Below are 15,700 nucleotides of genomic sequence, written 5' to 3'. Positions count from 1 at the left end.
GATTCAGCACCTGGCGGGGATGAAAGACTCCAAGGTCATCGTGGCGATCAACAAGGACGAGGAAGCACCGATCTTCCAGGTCGCGGATTATGGTCTGGTTGGCGACCTGTTCCAGATCCTGCCGGAGATCGAGCCGAAGCTATAGGGAAGTTTTCACTTGGCCTTTCTTGGTGTTGCCACGGGGCAACACATAAGACTGCATCGAACTGTGCACACAGCGGCTCGTCACGATCAGGCCCGAATGGTCCAGTAGATCCCCTTACCGTCGTCATGCTTTCTCCGGCGTGAGCCAGCAGGCTCGCATAGCTGTGCTGCAAGTCATGAAAGCGCAGGTCGGACCGGTCTATATCGCACCTCGCATTCTCCCAGGTATGTCGTAGCTTGGCGTGGGTCGTATCGAACGGCAGCGCTTCGAGCCAAGGTCGTGCGCCATTGGTGATGGCACGACCCTGGTTCTACCCGACTTCGTATAGTCAGCCGCTGCACAGGAAGCCGCTGTACTTATCGTCCTGTCTGTCGTTCCGAGTGGCTGTCAGTGTTCCGGTTCGTCCTTGTCGGGGCAGGCCGAGCCCTGATGCCCAAGCGGACTGGCCTGATCCAGGCGTGGATGGTTGTCGAGAAATTCCCTATGCGGATCCGGCAGGGCGTCCAGCGCCTGGATCGTGCGGGTCAGGCCATGGATGGCTGCCAGCATGTCCTGGGTATTACCCGTCTCGGAGATCGTGTGCATGTTGCGGATAGGGAAGCCAATGGACGTGGCGGCACAATCCACGGCGGCCAGCACGCCGGCCATGCCGTCAGTGCCCGTGTCCGCTCCCACGATATCGCGCTGCATGGGAATGCCGTGATCTTTCGCAGTACTCTCGATAATCCGGTTCAACTGCTCGCTGGCGATGGCGCCAACCGCCAGGGTGAAGCCCTTGCCCATCTCCAGCGGCTGCATGCGCCTATCGCCGATACCTGGTGCTGCCACGTAGTCGTGATTCACGTCCACGCCGATCAGTACATCGGGCTTGAGTTCTCCGGCCAGTACCCGGCTGCCGAAACGTCCGATTTCTTCATAGCTGGCGATGGCATAGAGCATGCGTACCTGCCGGGTGCCGCCTGCCTCGGCGATTAGCCGCGCGACTTCGGCCGTGACAAAGCAGCCCAGGCCGTTATCCAGATAGGCGCCATAGAAGGTGTTGGGGCTGAAACCGGGGCGGATGGGACGGTTCAGGATGATGGAATCGCCGGGACGCACGCCCAGATTCAGTACCTGCTGTTTCTTGTTCTCGCCATGGATCTGCAGGTCCAGATAGATCTGCTCTTTCTTGATGCCTTTCTCGCCCGAGCGGACCGCCGGGTCGGCGAAATGGATGGCGCCCAGCGCTTCCACCGTGCCGCCTTGGATCGTGCGATAGCTGCCCGGCTCCTCCGGGTCTTCGCTGAACAGGATGACCTCGTGACCGACCACGACCGTAGGCAGGAAGGCATCGGTATTGATCCAGACCTTGCCGTCGTCGCCGATGCTGCGCACCTGCATGCGAATCTTGTCGGCGTGGCCAATGATCATGACCTTGAGCAGATCCTCCCGGCCCGGGTGGGAGTCCAGTACGATACCGGCATGCCCCTTGAACTGATGAACATGCCAGTCATCCGGTGCGAAGGACTCGAAATGCGGCTTGAGCACACCGTAGGTCATGGCGCCTTCCAACCCCACCGGGCTGGGTGCGGCGAGAATACGGCGCATCAGGTCGAACTGCTCGTCCGGCATGGGCCGGGTCCAGGGCTGATTCGTTTCGTCCATGGTTTTCTCTTTTCGTGCATGAAATTAAGGGTGTCTTCAAGCCCGGCAGTTTCCCACCGGCAGAGATGCGCTGGTGCTTGAGTGTAAACGTACCAGGAGGATATCGATGAGACGCGGGTCACTCGAGCCTTGTTATCTGGATACTACAGATAACTGATTCAAAAGGTCATGCGGGGCAACACGAAAGGGGATCGTCACCACCTGCAACTGATACGCGTCAAGCGCTGCGAGGCCCGGCTCGGCACCACGGCTTATTACTTAGGCGGGATCCTGGCATGACTACATGCCGCCCAAGGTATGCCAGGGCGGCATTCGACGACTTACCCTTGGACGACGATGGGGTCGTCCTGGTCGGCGTCTACCTGAATTTCAACGCCCATGAAAAGATTGGGGTTGGTGTCCGCCATCGTGGTCTTGGCCTGTTCCAAGCTATGCTGCATCAACTCAGCCATCTTGACGGGCGTCACGGTAATGGCTTCAGGGTAACGGCGCTTAGCCAGGCGATAATCGGTAATGGCGGCTTTCAGTTCGTCGGTAATGCTCATGTGCCCTCCTAAATGGCCGCGTACCTTAACATCGTAAGGCATGCTCCCCAAGCCACAATCTTACAGAATGGCTCTATCCCATGGGGGGTGTACACGACTTGTGCGTATCGACAGGCCCTGATTGAATCAATCTTTTCTTGTGGACGTAACGAATTGTCTGCAAAGAGAAATTTTGGTTCCTTCGTGTATACCTTGGTTGTACTTGGCTTGCCCATAGCGAATTTTGCTATATGCTGGTCACTCGTTAGCCACCGAGTGGATCGGCTGCGCTAGCACAGTCTGGTCACGGACAGACCAGGAAAATCCATTGTGGCAGGAGGCCATATGCTCAATCGTTCCAGAGAAGTGACGTGTTCCACGTGTTCTGGCATCAACTTCTGGAAAGGCAACCCGGAACCCACTTCATCATTGCATTGCCGTTACTGCGATAGCTTCGTCACAACCTACGATGAATACATCCGCAGTGCCATCCAGCGCGAAGCCGAGCAGTTGCTGGCACAGTTCACCGAAGCGCGTACCGCCGATGATCTGGCTTATCTCAAGCGCGTCCTGGCCGAGCCGGAGCAACGGCTGAGCGCTTGAAGCTCGCTGATTCATCCTGTTCGTACGTCAAGCCCAGGCAATGGCTTGGCGTACGAAGCGGGCGCAGCGCCTCAAGCTCAGGCGAATAGGCCCAGATGCTCGGCGAGGATCGCCGAGCCGATACCGATAAGAATGACTCCCCTGCGATTTCCGTCCGTTTACCCACGATCGTTCCCAGTACGCGTCCCGGCATCACGCCGAGCGTCGCCATAAGTAGCGTGGCTAGGCCGATAGCCAAGGCCGTCCATAGGATATGGACGTTACCCATGGAGGCCAGGCCGACGCCGACTGTCAGGGTGTCGATGCTGGCCTGGCACTCATGCCGCAGTATGGCATCCGTCACGATAAAGCAGGACGCACCAAAGCCTGATTAGGTGGCATTTCGAGGTTGTAGTCGGAGTGGTACGTTACGTTCGATAACAACACAAAGGCAGGAGGCCTTATGTTCAACCTTTCACGCTCAGTCGCTTGCCCACATTGCCAAGGCACCAACTTCTGGAAAGGCGACCCTGCGCCTGCCGATACACTAACCTGTCGTTACTGCCGATCTTTCATCACAACCTATGACGAGTACATCTACGAATTCGTCCGCGAGGAAGCGGCGCGTATGCTGGCTCAGTTCATGGAAACCGACTCCAAGCGTGACTTGGCATTGATCAAGCATGCATTGTCACAGCAAAGTCTGCCTGGCTACAGAAAGCCGTCATTGAGACGAGAGGCGACACTGGAACATGAGGTGGAGGTTGAAAACGCTCGCAGGGCAACGAAAGGGCAACTGATGCCGCGAGCAAGCCACTGGTACCGATACGATGAAAATTCCTTGAATTCGTAACGGAAAGGGCCGCTTTGTAACGATAACGAGGGGCGGCATATGCCGCCCCTCGTCACTGTGATAGGGATGCAGCGTCGACCATTCAGTGCACCACCTTCCATAGCTGTAGCAGCGGTTCCTTGACGCCATTGCGCCGAGCTACGTACTCCGCTTCCCGCCGGGCATTGGCAGCCTGCTCCACGCTCATCGGTCCATCGTCGAGGCTACGGCGGGCTGTCGCAATGGAGTGGTCTGCCCGGGAAATCTTGTCGATACCCAACCAGACGCGAATCGAATGTGCCGTTCTCTGTGTCTTATCCATAAGGGGCTCCTCCGTGTTTTCGCCTAGGCATTCCGTGCCTTCTCTATACGTTAGTACACATGCCGTTACATTCAAGGAAAAAAACGCCCTCATGGCACCATGGCAGAACGGCCATGCTGGATGTCGAGAGCAAGTGTGAAAACCGGTGAGTCTGACAGCAGGGGACTGGATTGCTTGCAGTGTGTTGCAGGGGGAGGGGCTATCAGCCCGGTGTGCCACCGGGCTGTCGTACACATTGGGGTTGGATGAAACGAAACGCCATGAGAGTCAATTCATCCGCTTTAGGACGGTGCAACGGCAGGTGTCGTGGCATACTTCGTCGACACGCAGCTGGTAGTAGGCCAGCTTCGTTACGTTGCCTTCCTTGGATACTGGGGAGTTACGATCGATGACATGGCATGTAACGCCTTCAGCCAGTTGATTCACGCGCGGCTTCAGCCACCATTGCGGTACTTCCAAAACTCTTCCGTTCACGAAATCCATTTCGATCTTCTCCTTCCTTGTTGGGGTGCCTACGCTAGGCTTCGTGCGGTTTCCTTCCGCTCGGCTATAAAACTAGACGACATGCCTCTGCTTGTCATGCTTGGCGTCATCATGGGCAGGCAGTTCGCACGGTATTGGTCAATGCCCGCTGACGAGAAGGAGGTTCGTCTGTTCGGCAATGTGGCGAATCGTTTCGATCACGATGTTGCCAGGGAACGTGCCGACAAAGTGCACGGCAAAACGTTAACTTTGTTGTCATGCATTAATTGTACATTAACTGTACATTGGCATGCGATGCCTATCTAAACTTGTACGGTAAGCAAGAACGTTGCCGTGGGGAAGTAATGGCGTTGGCAGGGCTGCGCCATCGTCCGCTGAGTGTCTTTGCCAAGCGTTTAATTCCCAATTTATTCACATGAGCTAATAAAGCCTATAAACCAGCGGCATCTCATTCGATAGGCATGTTAACTATGCGGTGTACAATGCCCCAGCTGTATCCCAGCTTTTGCATTCGCCCGGTGACTCGCGTCCCGGGCTTTTTTCGTATGTCGGTAAAGGGGTGAACTTTAGTCGCATGCGTTTGGCCTTACCGACAGGCGAGATAGGCGTTATGATCGGCAGGTCGACAGTCCTTCATGAATTTCGCATGAAGGACTGTTTTTTCTGCGCGATTGCGCATGGCCAAAGAGAAGGAGTCTCTGATGCCACGCCCGATGCTTGTCATGAATCGGCTGGATGCCGAACGTGTGCAACACCTGATCGACACCTGCGATCACCACAACCGTTCCGTTGCCGAAATTTTGCAAGCCGAACTGTTGCGTGCCGAAATCTTCGACCCCGAAGAGATGCCGGCGGATGTGATCAGTATGAACAGTCGATTCTGCTTCACCGAGCTGACCTACGGTAACGCCATCACGCGTACTCTGGTCTATCCACATGCCTTGGCGGAAACCCCGGATGGGCTATCGATCCTGGCCCCGGTCGGTGCTGCCCTGTTGGGGCTGCGGGTAGGCGAAGTCATCGATTGGCTACTGCCCGATGGGCGGCCGACGCGCTTGCGTGTCGACGCCATCCTTTGGCAACCGGAAGCCGCCAAGCAGTACCACCGCTAGCCAACCGAGGAAGATATGCCGCTAACGCTATGGTTATCACTGGCTGCCGTCTGCGCGATGGGGGCCATGTCGCCGGGGCCCAGCCTGGCCATGGTGCTGCGGCATACCCTGGGAGGCGGGCGTACACCCGGCGTCGTGGCTGGGCTCAGTCATGCGCTGGGGGTTGGGTTCTATGCGTTGCTGACCGTCTGGGGGCTAGGTGCCGTAATCACGCACCAACCCGTACTGTTTCAGACGATCACTTGGGGCGGCGCGGCCTATCTGGCGTGGTTGGGGATCAAGGCGCTGCGTGCTGGGCGTGGTGGCGCGCTGGAAGCCCAGGCCGCCATTACCAACCCCGTTCAGGCGGCGCGTGACGGCATCGTTGTCGCCCTGGCCAACCCCAAGCTGATCCTGTTCTTCGTCGCGCTACTCAGTCAGTTCGTCAGTGCCGACATGGGATGGGCAGCCAAGGCGATCATCGTGGCGACGGCGACGCTGATCGACGGTGCCTGGTATGTACTGGTTGCCGTGGCGCTGTCGCATTCCCGGGTGCTGCCATGGCTCCAGGCCCGTGCACACTGGATCAACCGCATCACCGGTGTATTGCTGATCGCCCTGGCATTGCGGGTATTGCTCGGCTGACCGCGTATCGGTGCTGTCCGTCAAGGCACGATACGCGACAGGATGGCGTCGAGCGGGGCGTCGAAGGGTAGCACGCCATACACGGGGCTGATGTCCCGGCCCAGCCGGCTGCGGCAGAAGGTCTGTGCCACTGCCTCGGGCGCATGCCGCAACAGCAATGCAGCCTGCAGGCACTGGGCCATCCGCTGAGTCAGCCAGCGGGCACTGGCTTCGGTCTCCTCCTGCGAGCTTTGCAACAGCGTGTCGAGCTGTACCAATGACCGGTCATAATCGTTCGACTGGCCGCGCGCCGTGGCTAGTTCGTCGCGCAGGGCGTCGATGCACTCGGGATGCCGCTCCAAAATACGCAGCACATCCAGGCAGATCACATTGCCCGAGCCTTCCCAAATCGAGTTGACCGGCGCCTCGCGATACAGGCGGGCGAGAGGCGTTTCCTCGACATAGCCGATGCCGCCCAGGCACTCCATGGCTTCGGCCATGAAGCCGGGGCCTCGCTTGTTGTGCCAGTACTTGGCGAGTGCCGGCAGCAGGCGGGCCAGGGCGCGTTCATGAGGGTCGTTCGGCATATCGAACGCACGCGCGGTACGCATCGTCAGTGCCAGGCTGGCTTCGGTTTCCAAAGCAAGATCGCCGATGACCCGTTTCATCAGCGGCTGCTCGGCGAGCCGGCGACCGAAGGCATGGCGCTCGCGAACGTGTAGCCAAACCTCCAGCAACGCCTGGCGCATCATGCCGGGCGGAGCGGTAGCGGCATCCAGCCGGGTCTGCTGCACCATCTCCAGGATAGTGGCGATGCCCCGATTCGGCGCACCGACGGCTTCGGCCCAGGCGCCACGGTATTCGATTTCCGCCGACGCATTGGCGCGATTGCCGCACTTGTCCTTGAGGCGCTGCAGTTCGATGGCGTTGCGCTCGCCATCCGGTGTGAAGCGCGGCACCAGAAAGCAGCCAAGGCCATCGTCGGTCTGAGCCAGGGTCAAAAAGGCATCGGACATCGGCGCGCTACAGAACCACTTGTGGCCGGTCAGGCGATAACCCCCGTCGTCGCGAACGGCCTGGGTGGTGTTGGCGCGAACGTCGCTGCCACCCTGTTTTTCGGTCATCGCCATGCCCATGGTGACGGCGGGTTTTTCCCAGGCGGGCACGGCGCGCGGATCGTAGTCCCAGGCCTGCAATCGCGAACACCAGGCATCGTAAACGCTCGGCTCACGGCGTAGCGCAGGTACGGCGGCATGGGTCATGGTCACCGGGCAGCAGAAGCCCGGCTCGGCCTGGGTAAGTAGATAAAGGGCTGCGACATGCGCCTGATGGCCGCCCTGATGCTCTTCCTCCCAGGCGACCGTATGCCAGCCATGATCGAAGGCCAAGTGCATGAGCTGATGATAGGCGGGATGGTAGCGGACCTCATCGAGACGGCGCCCGTGGCGGTCGAACAGGTGTAGTTCGGGAGGGTGGCGATTGGCTTCCTCGCCCAGCAACTGGAACTCGCGGCTGCCGACGGCGGCGCCCAGTGGGGCGAGACGCCTTGCCACCCATGCCGGCGCTTCGCGGGCCAGGGTGTCGCGGAGCGGCCTATCCAGGGCCAGAAAGTCGCGATCACGCGGGGGGAGCGGCTGGTTATCGACGCTGTGCGTGGCCAAACGGCTACGAGGGGCGCGGTCGTGCATGGCGGATCTCCTTGTTCGCTTGAGCATGGAACCCGGTCTTCCCTCGGTCAATACTGCCCTTGTCGAAGCGACGATGACGCCAGGTCGGGGTTTCTGGCATGCTGGACCGCTCTCATTTCGAGGAGCCAGACATGCCCGCCGACATGGCACGCACTGTTTCACCTGTCATCAAGAAAGAGCGTATTCAGCTCGTCGATGCCGCCAACCGGCCTTGCGGCAGTGCCGAGCGCGCCATGATGCGGCGCTTTCATTTCTGGCATCGTGCCACGTATGTGTTCGTGCTCAACGTACGCCAGGAACTCTGCGTCCAGGTACGCACCATGACCAAGGAGGTCTTTCCGGGACACTACGATTTGGCCACCGGTGGCGTGGTGGGTGCCGGCGAGCCGGTGCACGTGGCGGCGCAGCGGGAACTGGCCGAGGAATTGGGTATCGAAGGCGTACGGCTGCAACCGTGTTTCGGGTTTCGTTTCGCCGAGCAAGGCAATCACATTTTCGGCAGTGCGTTCCTGACCCGTTACGACGGCCCGCTGTCTCTTCAACCGGAAGAAGTGGCCGATGCACTCTGGCTACCGGTGACCGAGGCGTTGGCCCTCGAGCGGGCCACGCCGGACAGTCGCCTGGCATTGGAAATGATGCTCGAGCGCGGCCTACTGGGAGAAGAGATCCATGGCTGATGAGCGGAGTCGTTGGCATGCCGCCACGAGACATGGCATCGTTGACGTTTGGCCTATGGCCGGGCGATGTTTCCCGATAGCCGATGCGGCCTGAAGGCGACCATAGCGAATCGGCGGGTTATGCAAATCTATACACAGGACTGCCGTACCCAAAGCGGCGAACCTTTTAACCTGCGCGCACTGCGCGGCCAAGTGCTGCTTATCGTCAACGTTGCCAGTCGCTGCGGATATACGCCGCAGCTCAGCGAGCTCGAACGCCTCTACCAGCGTTATCGGTATAGGGGCTTCACCGTGCTGGCCTTTCCCTGCAACCAGTTCGCCAATCAGTCTCCGGAATCGGCGCGAGACTTTGCCGAATTCTGTGAGCGTAACTTCGGTGTGACCTTTCCGATCATGGAAAAAGTGCGGGTCAACGGCAGCCGGGCGCATCCCCTGTTTACGCTGCTGCGACGACAAGCACCGGGCGTGCTGGGCAGCACACCGATCAAGTGGAACTTCACCAAGTTTCTGGTTGGGCGTGACGGTCAGGTGATTTGCCGCTTCGCGCCACGTGATGGCATGCAGCGCATCGTGCCGAAGTTGGAAGCGGCGCTGGACACGCCGTTTTCAGCCTGATCGCGGTCAGGTAGGCGTTTCGCCGCGCTCTTCCATCAGTCGCGTCATCAGCAGGTTCCAGCGGTGCCGGGTCATCATCGTGGTCAGTCCGGAGAACAACGTCCAGAAGCCCTTGCGCCAGCCGCTCAGGCGCCGGTAATGAATGACCAGATGCGTCAGCAGGCGATTCTCGTCGAAACTGCGCCAACCTCCGGTCATCGACATCTGATGGCGCGAAAGCACCGGCGCCAGTTCCAGGCGAAAGATCCATTCCAACTGATCGAGAGACAGTTCATGACGCTCGATGACCTCGATCATGCGCTGGTAGTCGCTCTCGCGCGGCTCGCGATCGAGCCACAACGGCGCCAAGGCCAGCCATAATTCGCCGCGCCTGGCGACCAAGGTTTCGATCTCTTCCACGGCTTGCTCGCTACTTGTCGATCACGTCGGCATCTTCGACCATTGTTGGGGTGAGCTCAAGCGGGGCGGACAGAAAAACGTCTAGCCGCTAGAATAGCCGCAAATCAGCGGCTCCCGATTCGATGCCGTCTCGCGGAGCGTACTCAGTTCATGGAAAGCCGAGGTCTGACGTGATCATCAAACCCAAGGTTCGCGGTTTCATCTGCACCACCACTCATCCTGCCGGTTGTGCGCAGAACGTGCTCGAGCAGATTCAGGCAACCCGTGCCGCGATCGGCGATGCCGACAAGGCTCAGGGCCCGAAGAAGGTGCTGGTGATCGGCGCTTCCAGCGGTTACGGTCTGGCGGCGCGCATCACTGCGGCTTTCGGATATGGCGCCAGCACGCTCGGCGTATTCTTCGAGAAGCCCGGCACCGAGAAGAAGCCGGGCACGGCTGGCTGGTACAACTCTGCGGCCTTCGATCGCTACGCCAAGGAAGAAGGTCTCTACAGCAAGGCCATCAATGGCGATGCCTTCGCCAACGAAACTCGCGAGAAGGCCATCGAGCTGATCAAGCAGGACCTTGGCGAAGTCGATCTGGTGATCTACTCGCTGGCCTCGCCGGTGCGCAAGCTGCCCGACAGTGGCGAGGTCAAGCGCTCCGCGCTCAAGCCGATCGGCGAGACCTACCGCGCCACGGCCATCGACACCAACAAGGACACCATCATCGAGGCCGAGGTCGAGCCCGCTACCGAACAGGAAATTGCCGACACCATCCAGGTCATGGGCGGCGAAGACTGGGAGCTGTGGATCGATGCGCTCGACAAGGCCGGCGTGCTGGCCGACGGCGCCAAGTCGGTGGCCTTCAGCTACATCGGGACCGAGATCACCTGGCCGATCTACTGGCACGGTGCGCTGGGCAAAGCCAAGGAAGACCTCGACCGTGCCGCCGGAGAAATCGACAAGCGCCTGGGCGAGAAGGGCGGCAGCGCCAATGTCGCGGTGCTCAAGTCGGTCGTCACCCAGGCCAGCGCCGCCATTCCCGTCATGCCGCTATATATCGCCATGGTCTACAAGGTGATGAAGGAGCAGGGCCTGCACGAGGGGACCATCGATCAGCTAAACCGCCTGTTCCGTGATCGCCTGTATGCCTCTGGCACGCCAGAGACCGATGAAGCCGGCCGCTTGCGCCTCGACGACTGGGAATTGCGCGACGACGTTCAGCAGGCCTGCAAGGATCTGTGGCCACAGGTGACGACGGAGAACCTGTTCGACATTACCGATTACGCCGGTTACAAGCACGACTTCCTCAAACTGTTCGGCTTCGAGCGTGACGACGTCGACTACGATGCCGAGACCGATCCGGTCGCTGATTTCGATGTCATCCAACTCTGAGACAGGCAAGGGCAAGCGCATGACGAGGCGAACGCAACGCCAGCATGGCGCTGGCTGGCTATGGCCGTTGCTGCTGGTCGTGCTGATCGGCATGGCCGGCTGCCAGAGCGCCTATTACGGCGCTCTCGAGAAGGTCGGGATCCACAAGCGCGACGTATTGGTCGACCGTGTCGAGGAGGGCCGCGACGCCCAGCAGGCGGCCCAGGAGCAGTTCGCCTCGGCACTCGAGCAGTTTCGGGCGGTGGTGCAGGTACCCGAGAGCGAACTCTCCCAAACTTACGACCGCTTGAACGCGGAGTACGAGGATAGCGAGACCGCCGCCGCGCGAGTCGAAGAACGCATCGGGAGCATCGAGGAGGTGGCCGAGGCCCTGTTCGACGAATGGGAAGACGAACTCTCACTCTATCAGAGCGCCGAATACCGTCGCCTGTCCGAACGGCAGTTGCGCGAGACCCGGGTGCGCTATGGCGAAATGATCGAAGCGATGCACGATGCGGCCGACAGCATGCATCCGGTATTGCTGGCGATGCGTGACAACGTGCTGTTCCTCAAGCATAACCTCAATGCGCGTGCGATCGGGGCGTTGCGTGGCGAGGTGGAGGGGCTGGAACGTGACGTAGCGGCTTTGCGTCAGCGCATGCAGGCGGCCATAGCGCGCTCCGATGCCTTCATTGCCGAACTCGGCAGCCAAGATGCCTCATGATGCATCATTCCCTTTACCGCCCTTGGGGATAGACCGGCAGGTCGGCTTCGTGCTGCTGCCGGGCTTTTCCCTGCTCGCCCAGGCGTGCGCGTTGGAACCGCTGCATGTCGCCAATCAGTTGTCCGGGAAGCGGCTCTATACATCGGTGACCTACGGCCTGGATATGCGAGCGGTAAAGAGCGCCGCTGAACTCTCGCTATCGCCGCAGGGAGCAGTGGGAGGCGATGTCGGTGTGTTGGATGTGCTGTTCGTCTGCGCGCCCAGCCAAACAGCTAGCGTCCCCGCCGGCCTGCTGGAGTGGCTGAAGCGCCTGGCAGGGCGGGGCGTCGCCCTGGGCGGTATCGCCGGGGGAACCGACGTCCTGGCGCGTGCCGGCGTGCTGGATGGGTATCGGGCGACCCTGCCGTGGCAGAACGCCGACGCCTTCGCCCGTAACTACCCGGCGGTGCGCATGACGAATCAGTTGTTCGAGATCGATCGCGATCGGCTGACTTGCGGCGGTGGCACGGCGGCGATGGACATGATGATGACCCTGATCGGGCAGCATCATGGCCAACGCCTGGCCGAGTGCATTTCCGAGCATTTCGTATGCGAGCGTATCCGCATGGGCGACGAGCCTCAGCATGTGCCGTTGCGCTCGCGACTGGGCCACGCCCCCCATAGCCTGATCGATGCGGTCACCCTGATGGAGTCGAACATCGAGGAGCCGTTGACCACTCACGAACTCGCCGAGCATCTGGGCATTTCGCGGCGTCAGCTCGAGCGGCTGTTCAAGAAATACCTCCAGACCGTGCCCAGCCGCTACTATCTCGACCTGCGCCTGCAGCAGGCGCGCAAGTTATTGCGAGAGACCGACCAGGCGGTGGGCGACATCGCCCTGCAAACCGGTTTTTCCTCGGGGGCGCATTTCTCCACGGCCTATCGCAATCATTTCGGCATGACGCCTCGCGAAGAGCGCCTCATATGACAGGAGCGTTTGGGGCAACTCCCTCCGTAAGTCACGCTTGAGAAATGGCCGCCTTGCTGGCCACCAGTGCCCGAAATAGCGAGCCCATCATCACCGGCTCGTCCTGCTCGATCACGAATCCCGCCCGTTGCAGCATAGGGCCGGCCTGGCGGGTGATGTCGGTGGCGATGGCGGTCGTCGCCAGGTTGAGCGCGCGCCGGCCCCAGCCGGAGGGATGAGTGTCGGGCTGGAACTTGTCCATGACGCAGAGTTGGCCATTATCGGACAGGACGCGATGCGCTTCGGCCAGGCCGCGCTCGGGGTTCGGCATCACCGCCAGGATGAGATGCATGATCACTACATCGAAGTGCTTGTCGGGATAATCGAGGGACTCGGCATCCATGACGCGGGCCTGGCAATCGAAACCCAGGGTATCGGCACGCGCCCGGAAGCGCTTGACCATGGCCGGCGATAGATCGGTGCCGTGCAACTCGATGTCGCGAGGCAGGTAGGGTAGGTCGAGACCGGTCCCGGCGCCGACGATCAGTACGCACTGGCCGCTGTGCCAATCGACGGCCTCCAGAGCCTTGCGCCTCGCGCGGCGAAAGGCACGGTCGGCGACGACATCGTAGACCGGGGCGTAAAGGGTGTAGCGAAGACGGTTCCAGGCGGTGGTGTTGAGCATGCCGGCATCCTCCAGTCATTGCGCCATTCAGGCATACAATCCCTATCGGGACGCCAGCATGGCATGGGCGTGTTACGCCATGGTATCGACGATGCCGCCTTCCACGCGAAGTGCGGCGCCGGTAGTGGCACTGGCCTGGGGCGAGGCCGCATAAACGCACATGTAGGCAACTTCTTCCGGCGTGGCCAGGCGCTGGATGATCGAGGAGGGGCGGTTCTCCATCACGAAGCGCTTCTCCATGTCCTCCTGGGACACACCTTCCTTTTCCGCCATTTCGCGAATCATGTTGAGTACACCTTCGGAGCGGGTCGGGCCCGGCAGGATGGCATTGACGGTGACCTCGGTACCGGCCAGCGCCTTGGCGAGCCCACGCGAGATCGACTGCAAGGCGGTCTTGGTCATGCCGTAGTGGATCATCTCGGTGGGAATGTTCAGCGCCGACTCGCTGGAAATGAACTGCACCCGTCCCCAGTTGCGCTGCTTCATGCCTTTGGCGTAGTGACGCGACAGGCGTACCGCGCTCATCACGTTGACCTGGTAGAAATGGTTCCAGGTATCGTCATCGGTCTCGAAGAAGTCTTGGGGAGCGAAGATGCCCACGTTGTTGATCAGAATATCCGTCTCGGGCTGGGCGTCGATCACCGCCTGGCAGCCCTCGGCGGTGCCCAGGTCGGCTGCCACGCCATCGAGCCGGGCACCGCTCACCTCGCGCTGGAGCGTCTCGATGGCCTGGTCGACACGAGCCTGGGTACGCCCGGTAATGATCACGCTGGCGCCGGCCTCGGCGAGTGCCTTGGCGATGGCATGACCGATGCCCGCCGTGGACCCGGTGACGATGGCACGTTTACCGCTCAGATCGATATGCATGCGACGACTCCTACGATTGCTGGTTGGGCCAAAAGGAATACTAGCCTGCTAATGAGAATGGTGACGCTCGTGCCGCTTTCAAAGGGTGGGTATCGCAACGACTGCCGCTTTTCATAATTCGTCGTCCCATTGCTGCAAGCCGGCATTTGAGCGCCCGCTTATACTCAGGAACCAGAATGCGATAATCGTGAAACGCTATCGCCGATAACCGACGTTACGGTGCCTGACGAATCCCACTGGATGGAGACCACCATGGCCTATACCCCGACCCGCGAAGATTTCGACCGTTACATGGTGCCCAACTACGCACCGCAGAAGACCATACCGGTGCGCGGCGAGGGCAGCCGCCTGTGGGATCAGGAAGGTCGCGAGTACATCGATTTCGCCGGCGGCATTGCCGTCAATTCGCTGGGTCATTGTCATCCCGTGCTGGTCAACGCGCTCAAGGAGCAGGCCGACAAGCTCTGGCACCTGTCCAATATCTACACCAACGAACCGGCACTCAAGCTGGCCAAGGCATTGGTCGAACGGACTTTCGCCGACAAGGCCTATCTGTGCTCCTCGGGCGGAGAAGCCAACGAGGCGGCGCTCAAGCTGGCCCGTCGTTGGGCGCACGACACCTACGGCGAGCGCAAGGACAAGATCATTTCCTTCCGTCAGTCGTTCCACGGTCGCACCCTGTTTACCGTCAGCGTCGGCGGCCAGCCCAAGTATTCCCAGGGATTCGGGCCGGTACCCGGCGGCATCGTGCATGCCGAGTTCAACGATCTCGCTAGCGTACGCGAACTGATCAATGACGATACCTGCGCGATCATCGTCGAACCGATGCAGGGCGAGGGTGGCATCGTGCCCGCTACCCAGGAGTTTCTCGAAGGCTTGCGCGAGCTATGCGATCGCCACAATGCGCTGTTGATCTTCGATGAGGTGCAGTCGGGCATGGGCCGTCCCGGTACGCTGTTCGCCTACATGCGCTACGGCGTCACACCGGACATCCTGACCAGCGCCAAGTCGCTGGGCGGTGGCTTCCCGGTCGGCGCGATGCTGACCAAGGAGCATATCGCCAAGGTGCTGGTGCTGGGTACCCATGGCTCTACCTATGGCGGCAATGCCCTGGCCTCCGCCGTGGCTCTGGCTGCACTGGAAACCATCGATACGCCCGAAGTGCTCGAAGGCGTGCAGCGTCGCCACGAGCGTTTCCGCGAACACCTTGAGCGCATCAACGCCAAGTATGGCGTATTCCGCGAAATTCGCGGCATGGGCCTGCTGATCGGCGCACAGATGTCGGCGGATTATGCCGGACGCGCCCGGGATATCCTGCCGCTGGCCATCGAAGAGGGCGTGATGGCCCTGATCGCCGGTCCCGACGTACTGCGCCTGGCACCTTCGCTGGTGATTCCCGACGCCGACATCGACGAAGGAATGCAGCGCCTGGAACGCGCCATCGCCCGCCTGGTCGACAACGCTTGAGACTCGCGCCGGCTGCGGCATGATCGCGGC

The 15,700-nt window shown here is 60.6% G+C and carries 19 protein-coding genes and 1 pseudogene; 11 read left to right on the top strand and 9 right to left on the bottom strand.

Features of this window, described 5'->3' with window-relative positions:
- A pseudogene (locus MHM84_RS06400) lies at positions 1-145 on the top strand (electron transfer flavoprotein subunit alpha/FixB family protein); the annotation flags it as partial.
- A gap of 387 nt (positions 146-532) precedes the next feature.
- Here the strand turns inward: MHM84_RS06400 and MHM84_RS06395 are convergent.
- Together MHM84_RS06395 and MHM84_RS06390 are read right to left on the bottom strand one after the other, a co-directional pair.
- Positions 533-1,789, bottom strand: coding sequence for a M20/M25/M40 family metallo-hydrolase (locus MHM84_RS06395; RefSeq protein ID WP_239263752.1), 1,257 nt, complete (start codon positions 1,787-1,789; stop codon positions 533-535).
- 320 nt (positions 1,790-2,109) lie between these two features.
- A complete protein-coding gene (locus MHM84_RS06390; protein WP_239263749.1) occupies positions 2,110-2,334 on the bottom strand; it encodes a hypothetical protein in 225 nt (74 codons plus the stop codon).
- A 324-nt stretch (positions 2,335-2,658) separates the two neighbouring features.
- On the opposite strand from MHM84_RS06390, the gene MHM84_RS06385 reads away from it, so the two are divergent.
- Entirely contained in the window at positions 2,659-2,916 is a 258-nt protein-coding gene (locus tag MHM84_RS06385) for a hypothetical protein (RefSeq protein WP_239263746.1), read from the top strand.
- Here MHM84_RS06385 and MHM84_RS06380 read toward each other — a convergent pair.
- Positions 2,873-3,184 carry a manganese efflux pump gene (locus MHM84_RS06380; protein ID WP_239263868.1) on the bottom strand — a complete coding sequence of 104 codons (312 nt, stop codon included), beginning with the start codon at positions 3,182-3,184 and terminating at the stop codon, positions 2,873-2,875. The genes MHM84_RS06385 and MHM84_RS06380 overlap by 44 nt on opposite strands.
- A 174-nt stretch (positions 3,185-3,358) precedes the next feature.
- Between MHM84_RS06380 and MHM84_RS06375 the strand changes: the two genes are divergently transcribed.
- The gene (locus tag MHM84_RS06375) at positions 3,359-3,748 is read left to right on the top strand and encodes a hypothetical protein (RefSeq protein ID WP_239263743.1); all 390 of its coding nucleotides are present in this window, start codon (positions 3,359-3,361) and stop codon (positions 3,746-3,748) included.
- 82 nt (positions 3,749-3,830) lie between these two features.
- Here the strand turns inward: MHM84_RS06375 and MHM84_RS06370 are convergent, their stop codons facing one another.
- Entirely contained in the window at positions 3,831-4,049 is a 219-nt protein-coding gene (locus tag MHM84_RS06370) for a hypothetical protein (protein WP_239263740.1), read from the bottom strand.
- A 267-nt stretch (positions 4,050-4,316) separates the two neighbouring features.
- On the bottom strand, positions 4,317-4,532 hold the full coding sequence (locus MHM84_RS06365; protein ID WP_239263737.1) for a hypothetical protein: 216 nt from the start codon (positions 4,530-4,532) through the stop codon (positions 4,317-4,319).
- A 701-nt stretch (positions 4,533-5,233) separates the two neighbouring features.
- On the opposite strand from MHM84_RS06365, the gene rnk reads away from it, so the two are divergent.
- Positions 5,234-5,644, top strand: coding sequence for a nucleoside diphosphate kinase regulator (gene rnk, locus MHM84_RS06360; RefSeq protein ID WP_239263734.1), 411 nt, complete (start codon positions 5,234-5,236; stop codon positions 5,642-5,644).
- Between the two features lie 15 nt (positions 5,645-5,659).
- Positions 5,660-6,268, top strand: coding sequence for a LysE family translocator (locus MHM84_RS06355; protein WP_239263732.1), 609 nt, complete (start codon positions 5,660-5,662; stop codon positions 6,266-6,268).
- Positions 6,269-6,288: 20 nt separating this feature from the next.
- Here the strand turns inward: MHM84_RS06355 and MHM84_RS06350 are convergent, their stop codons facing one another.
- Complete coding sequence (locus tag MHM84_RS06350; protein ID WP_239263730.1) at positions 6,289-7,935, bottom strand: acyl-CoA dehydrogenase family protein; 1,647 nt, start codon at positions 7,933-7,935, stop codon at positions 6,289-6,291.
- Positions 7,936-8,066: 131 nt separating this feature from the next.
- On the opposite strand from MHM84_RS06350, the gene MHM84_RS06345 reads away from it, so the two are divergent.
- Both MHM84_RS06345 and MHM84_RS06340 read left to right on the top strand, forming a co-directional pair.
- Entirely contained in the window at positions 8,067-8,612 is a 546-nt protein-coding gene (locus MHM84_RS06345) for an NUDIX hydrolase (protein WP_239263728.1), read from the top strand.
- A gap of 120 nt (positions 8,613-8,732) precedes the next feature.
- Entirely contained in the window at positions 8,733-9,227 is a 495-nt protein-coding gene (locus MHM84_RS06340) for a glutathione peroxidase (RefSeq protein ID WP_239263726.1), read from the top strand.
- A 6-nt stretch (positions 9,228-9,233) separates the two neighbouring features.
- Here MHM84_RS06340 and MHM84_RS06335 read toward each other — a convergent pair whose 3' ends face one another.
- Positions 9,234-9,626: a hypothetical protein gene (locus MHM84_RS06335; RefSeq protein WP_239263724.1), complete on the bottom strand. Its 393-nt coding sequence runs from the start codon at positions 9,624-9,626 to the stop codon at positions 9,234-9,236.
- Positions 9,627-9,796: 170 nt separating this feature from the next.
- Between MHM84_RS06335 and fabV the strand changes: the two genes are divergently transcribed.
- The 3 genes from fabV to MHM84_RS06320 are packed head-to-tail and all read left to right on the top strand — an operon-like array spanning position 9,797 to position 12,672.
- Positions 9,797-11,002: an enoyl-ACP reductase FabV gene (fabV, locus tag MHM84_RS06330; protein WP_239263722.1), complete on the top strand. Its 1,206-nt coding sequence runs from the start codon at positions 9,797-9,799 to the stop codon at positions 11,000-11,002.
- 19 nt (positions 11,003-11,021) lie between these two features.
- The gene (locus MHM84_RS06325; protein WP_239263720.1) at positions 11,022-11,705 is read left to right on the top strand and encodes a DUF2959 family protein; all 684 of its coding nucleotides are present in this window, start codon (positions 11,022-11,024) and stop codon (positions 11,703-11,705) included.
- Entirely contained in the window at positions 11,695-12,672 is a 978-nt protein-coding gene (locus tag MHM84_RS06320) for a GlxA family transcriptional regulator (RefSeq protein ID WP_239263718.1), read from the top strand. The genes MHM84_RS06325 and MHM84_RS06320 overlap by 11 nt, the downstream gene beginning before the upstream one ends.
- A 31-nt stretch (positions 12,673-12,703) precedes the next feature.
- Here the strand turns inward: MHM84_RS06320 and MHM84_RS06315 are convergent, their stop codons facing one another.
- Both MHM84_RS06315 and MHM84_RS06310 read right to left on the bottom strand, forming a co-directional pair.
- Entirely contained in the window at positions 12,704-13,336 is a 633-nt protein-coding gene (locus MHM84_RS06315; RefSeq protein WP_239263716.1) for a class I SAM-dependent methyltransferase, read from the bottom strand.
- A 72-nt stretch (positions 13,337-13,408) separates the two neighbouring features.
- Complete coding sequence (locus tag MHM84_RS06310) at positions 13,409-14,203, bottom strand: SDR family oxidoreductase (protein WP_239263714.1); 795 nt, start codon at positions 14,201-14,203, stop codon at positions 13,409-13,411.
- A gap of 252 nt (positions 14,204-14,455) precedes the next feature.
- Between MHM84_RS06310 and MHM84_RS06305 the strand changes: the two genes are divergently transcribed.
- Positions 14,456-15,670, top strand: a complete 1,215-nt coding sequence (locus tag MHM84_RS06305) for an aspartate aminotransferase family protein (protein WP_239263712.1) — start codon at positions 14,456-14,458, stop codon at positions 15,668-15,670.
- Positions 15,671-15,700 lie beyond the last annotated feature (30 nt).

This window comes from Halomonas sp. McH1-25 (assembly GCF_022348165.1).
Lineage (GTDB): Bacteria > Pseudomonadota > Gammaproteobacteria > Pseudomonadales > Halomonadaceae > Modicisalibacter.
This window is presented reverse-complemented; position numbering and strand designations above follow the sequence as displayed.

Excerpts from the sequence above, each read along its gene's own strand:
- MHM84_RS06355 (WP_239263732.1), top strand. The coding sequence starts at position 5,660 with ATGCCGCTAACGCTATGGTTATCACTGGCTGCCGTCTGCGCGATGGGG.
- MHM84_RS06310 (WP_239263714.1), bottom strand. The coding sequence starts at position 14,203 with ATGCATATCGATCTGAGCGGTAAACGTGCCATCGTCACCGGGTCCACG.
- MHM84_RS06340 (WP_239263726.1), top strand. The coding sequence starts at position 8,733 with ATGCAAATCTATACACAGGACTGCCGTACCCAAAGCGGCGAACCTTTT.
- MHM84_RS06315 (WP_239263716.1), bottom strand. The coding sequence starts at position 13,336 with ATGCTCAACACCACCGCCTGGAACCGTCTTCGCTACACCCTTTACGCC.
- MHM84_RS06365 (WP_239263737.1), bottom strand. The coding sequence starts at position 4,532 with ATGGATTTCGTGAACGGAAGAGTTTTGGAAGTACCGCAATGGTGGCTG.
- MHM84_RS06380 (WP_239263868.1), bottom strand. The coding sequence starts at position 3,184 with ATGGGTAACGTCCATATCCTATGGACGGCCTTGGCTATCGGCCTAGCC.
- MHM84_RS06325 (WP_239263720.1), top strand. The coding sequence starts at position 11,022 with ATGACGAGGCGAACGCAACGCCAGCATGGCGCTGGCTGGCTATGGCCG.
- MHM84_RS06370 (WP_239263740.1), bottom strand. The coding sequence starts at position 4,049 with ATGGATAAGACACAGAGAACGGCACATTCGATTCGCGTCTGGTTGGGT.
- MHM84_RS06390 (WP_239263749.1), bottom strand. The coding sequence starts at position 2,334 with ATGAGCATTACCGACGAACTGAAAGCCGCCATTACCGATTATCGCCTG.
- MHM84_RS06375 (WP_239263743.1), top strand. The coding sequence starts at position 3,359 with ATGTTCAACCTTTCACGCTCAGTCGCTTGCCCACATTGCCAAGGCACC.
- MHM84_RS06320 (WP_239263718.1), top strand. The coding sequence starts at position 11,695 with ATGCCTCATGATGCATCATTCCCTTTACCGCCCTTGGGGATAGACCGG.
- MHM84_RS06395 (WP_239263752.1), bottom strand. The coding sequence starts at position 1,789 with ATGGACGAAACGAATCAGCCCTGGACCCGGCCCATGCCGGACGAGCAG.
- MHM84_RS06305 (WP_239263712.1), top strand. The coding sequence starts at position 14,456 with ATGGCCTATACCCCGACCCGCGAAGATTTCGACCGTTACATGGTGCCC.
- rnk (WP_239263734.1), top strand. The coding sequence starts at position 5,234 with ATGCCACGCCCGATGCTTGTCATGAATCGGCTGGATGCCGAACGTGTG.
- MHM84_RS06385 (WP_239263746.1), top strand. The coding sequence starts at position 2,659 with ATGCTCAATCGTTCCAGAGAAGTGACGTGTTCCACGTGTTCTGGCATC.
- MHM84_RS06345 (WP_239263728.1), top strand. The coding sequence starts at position 8,067 with ATGCCCGCCGACATGGCACGCACTGTTTCACCTGTCATCAAGAAAGAG.
- MHM84_RS06350 (WP_239263730.1), bottom strand. The coding sequence starts at position 7,935 with ATGCACGACCGCGCCCCTCGTAGCCGTTTGGCCACGCACAGCGTCGAT.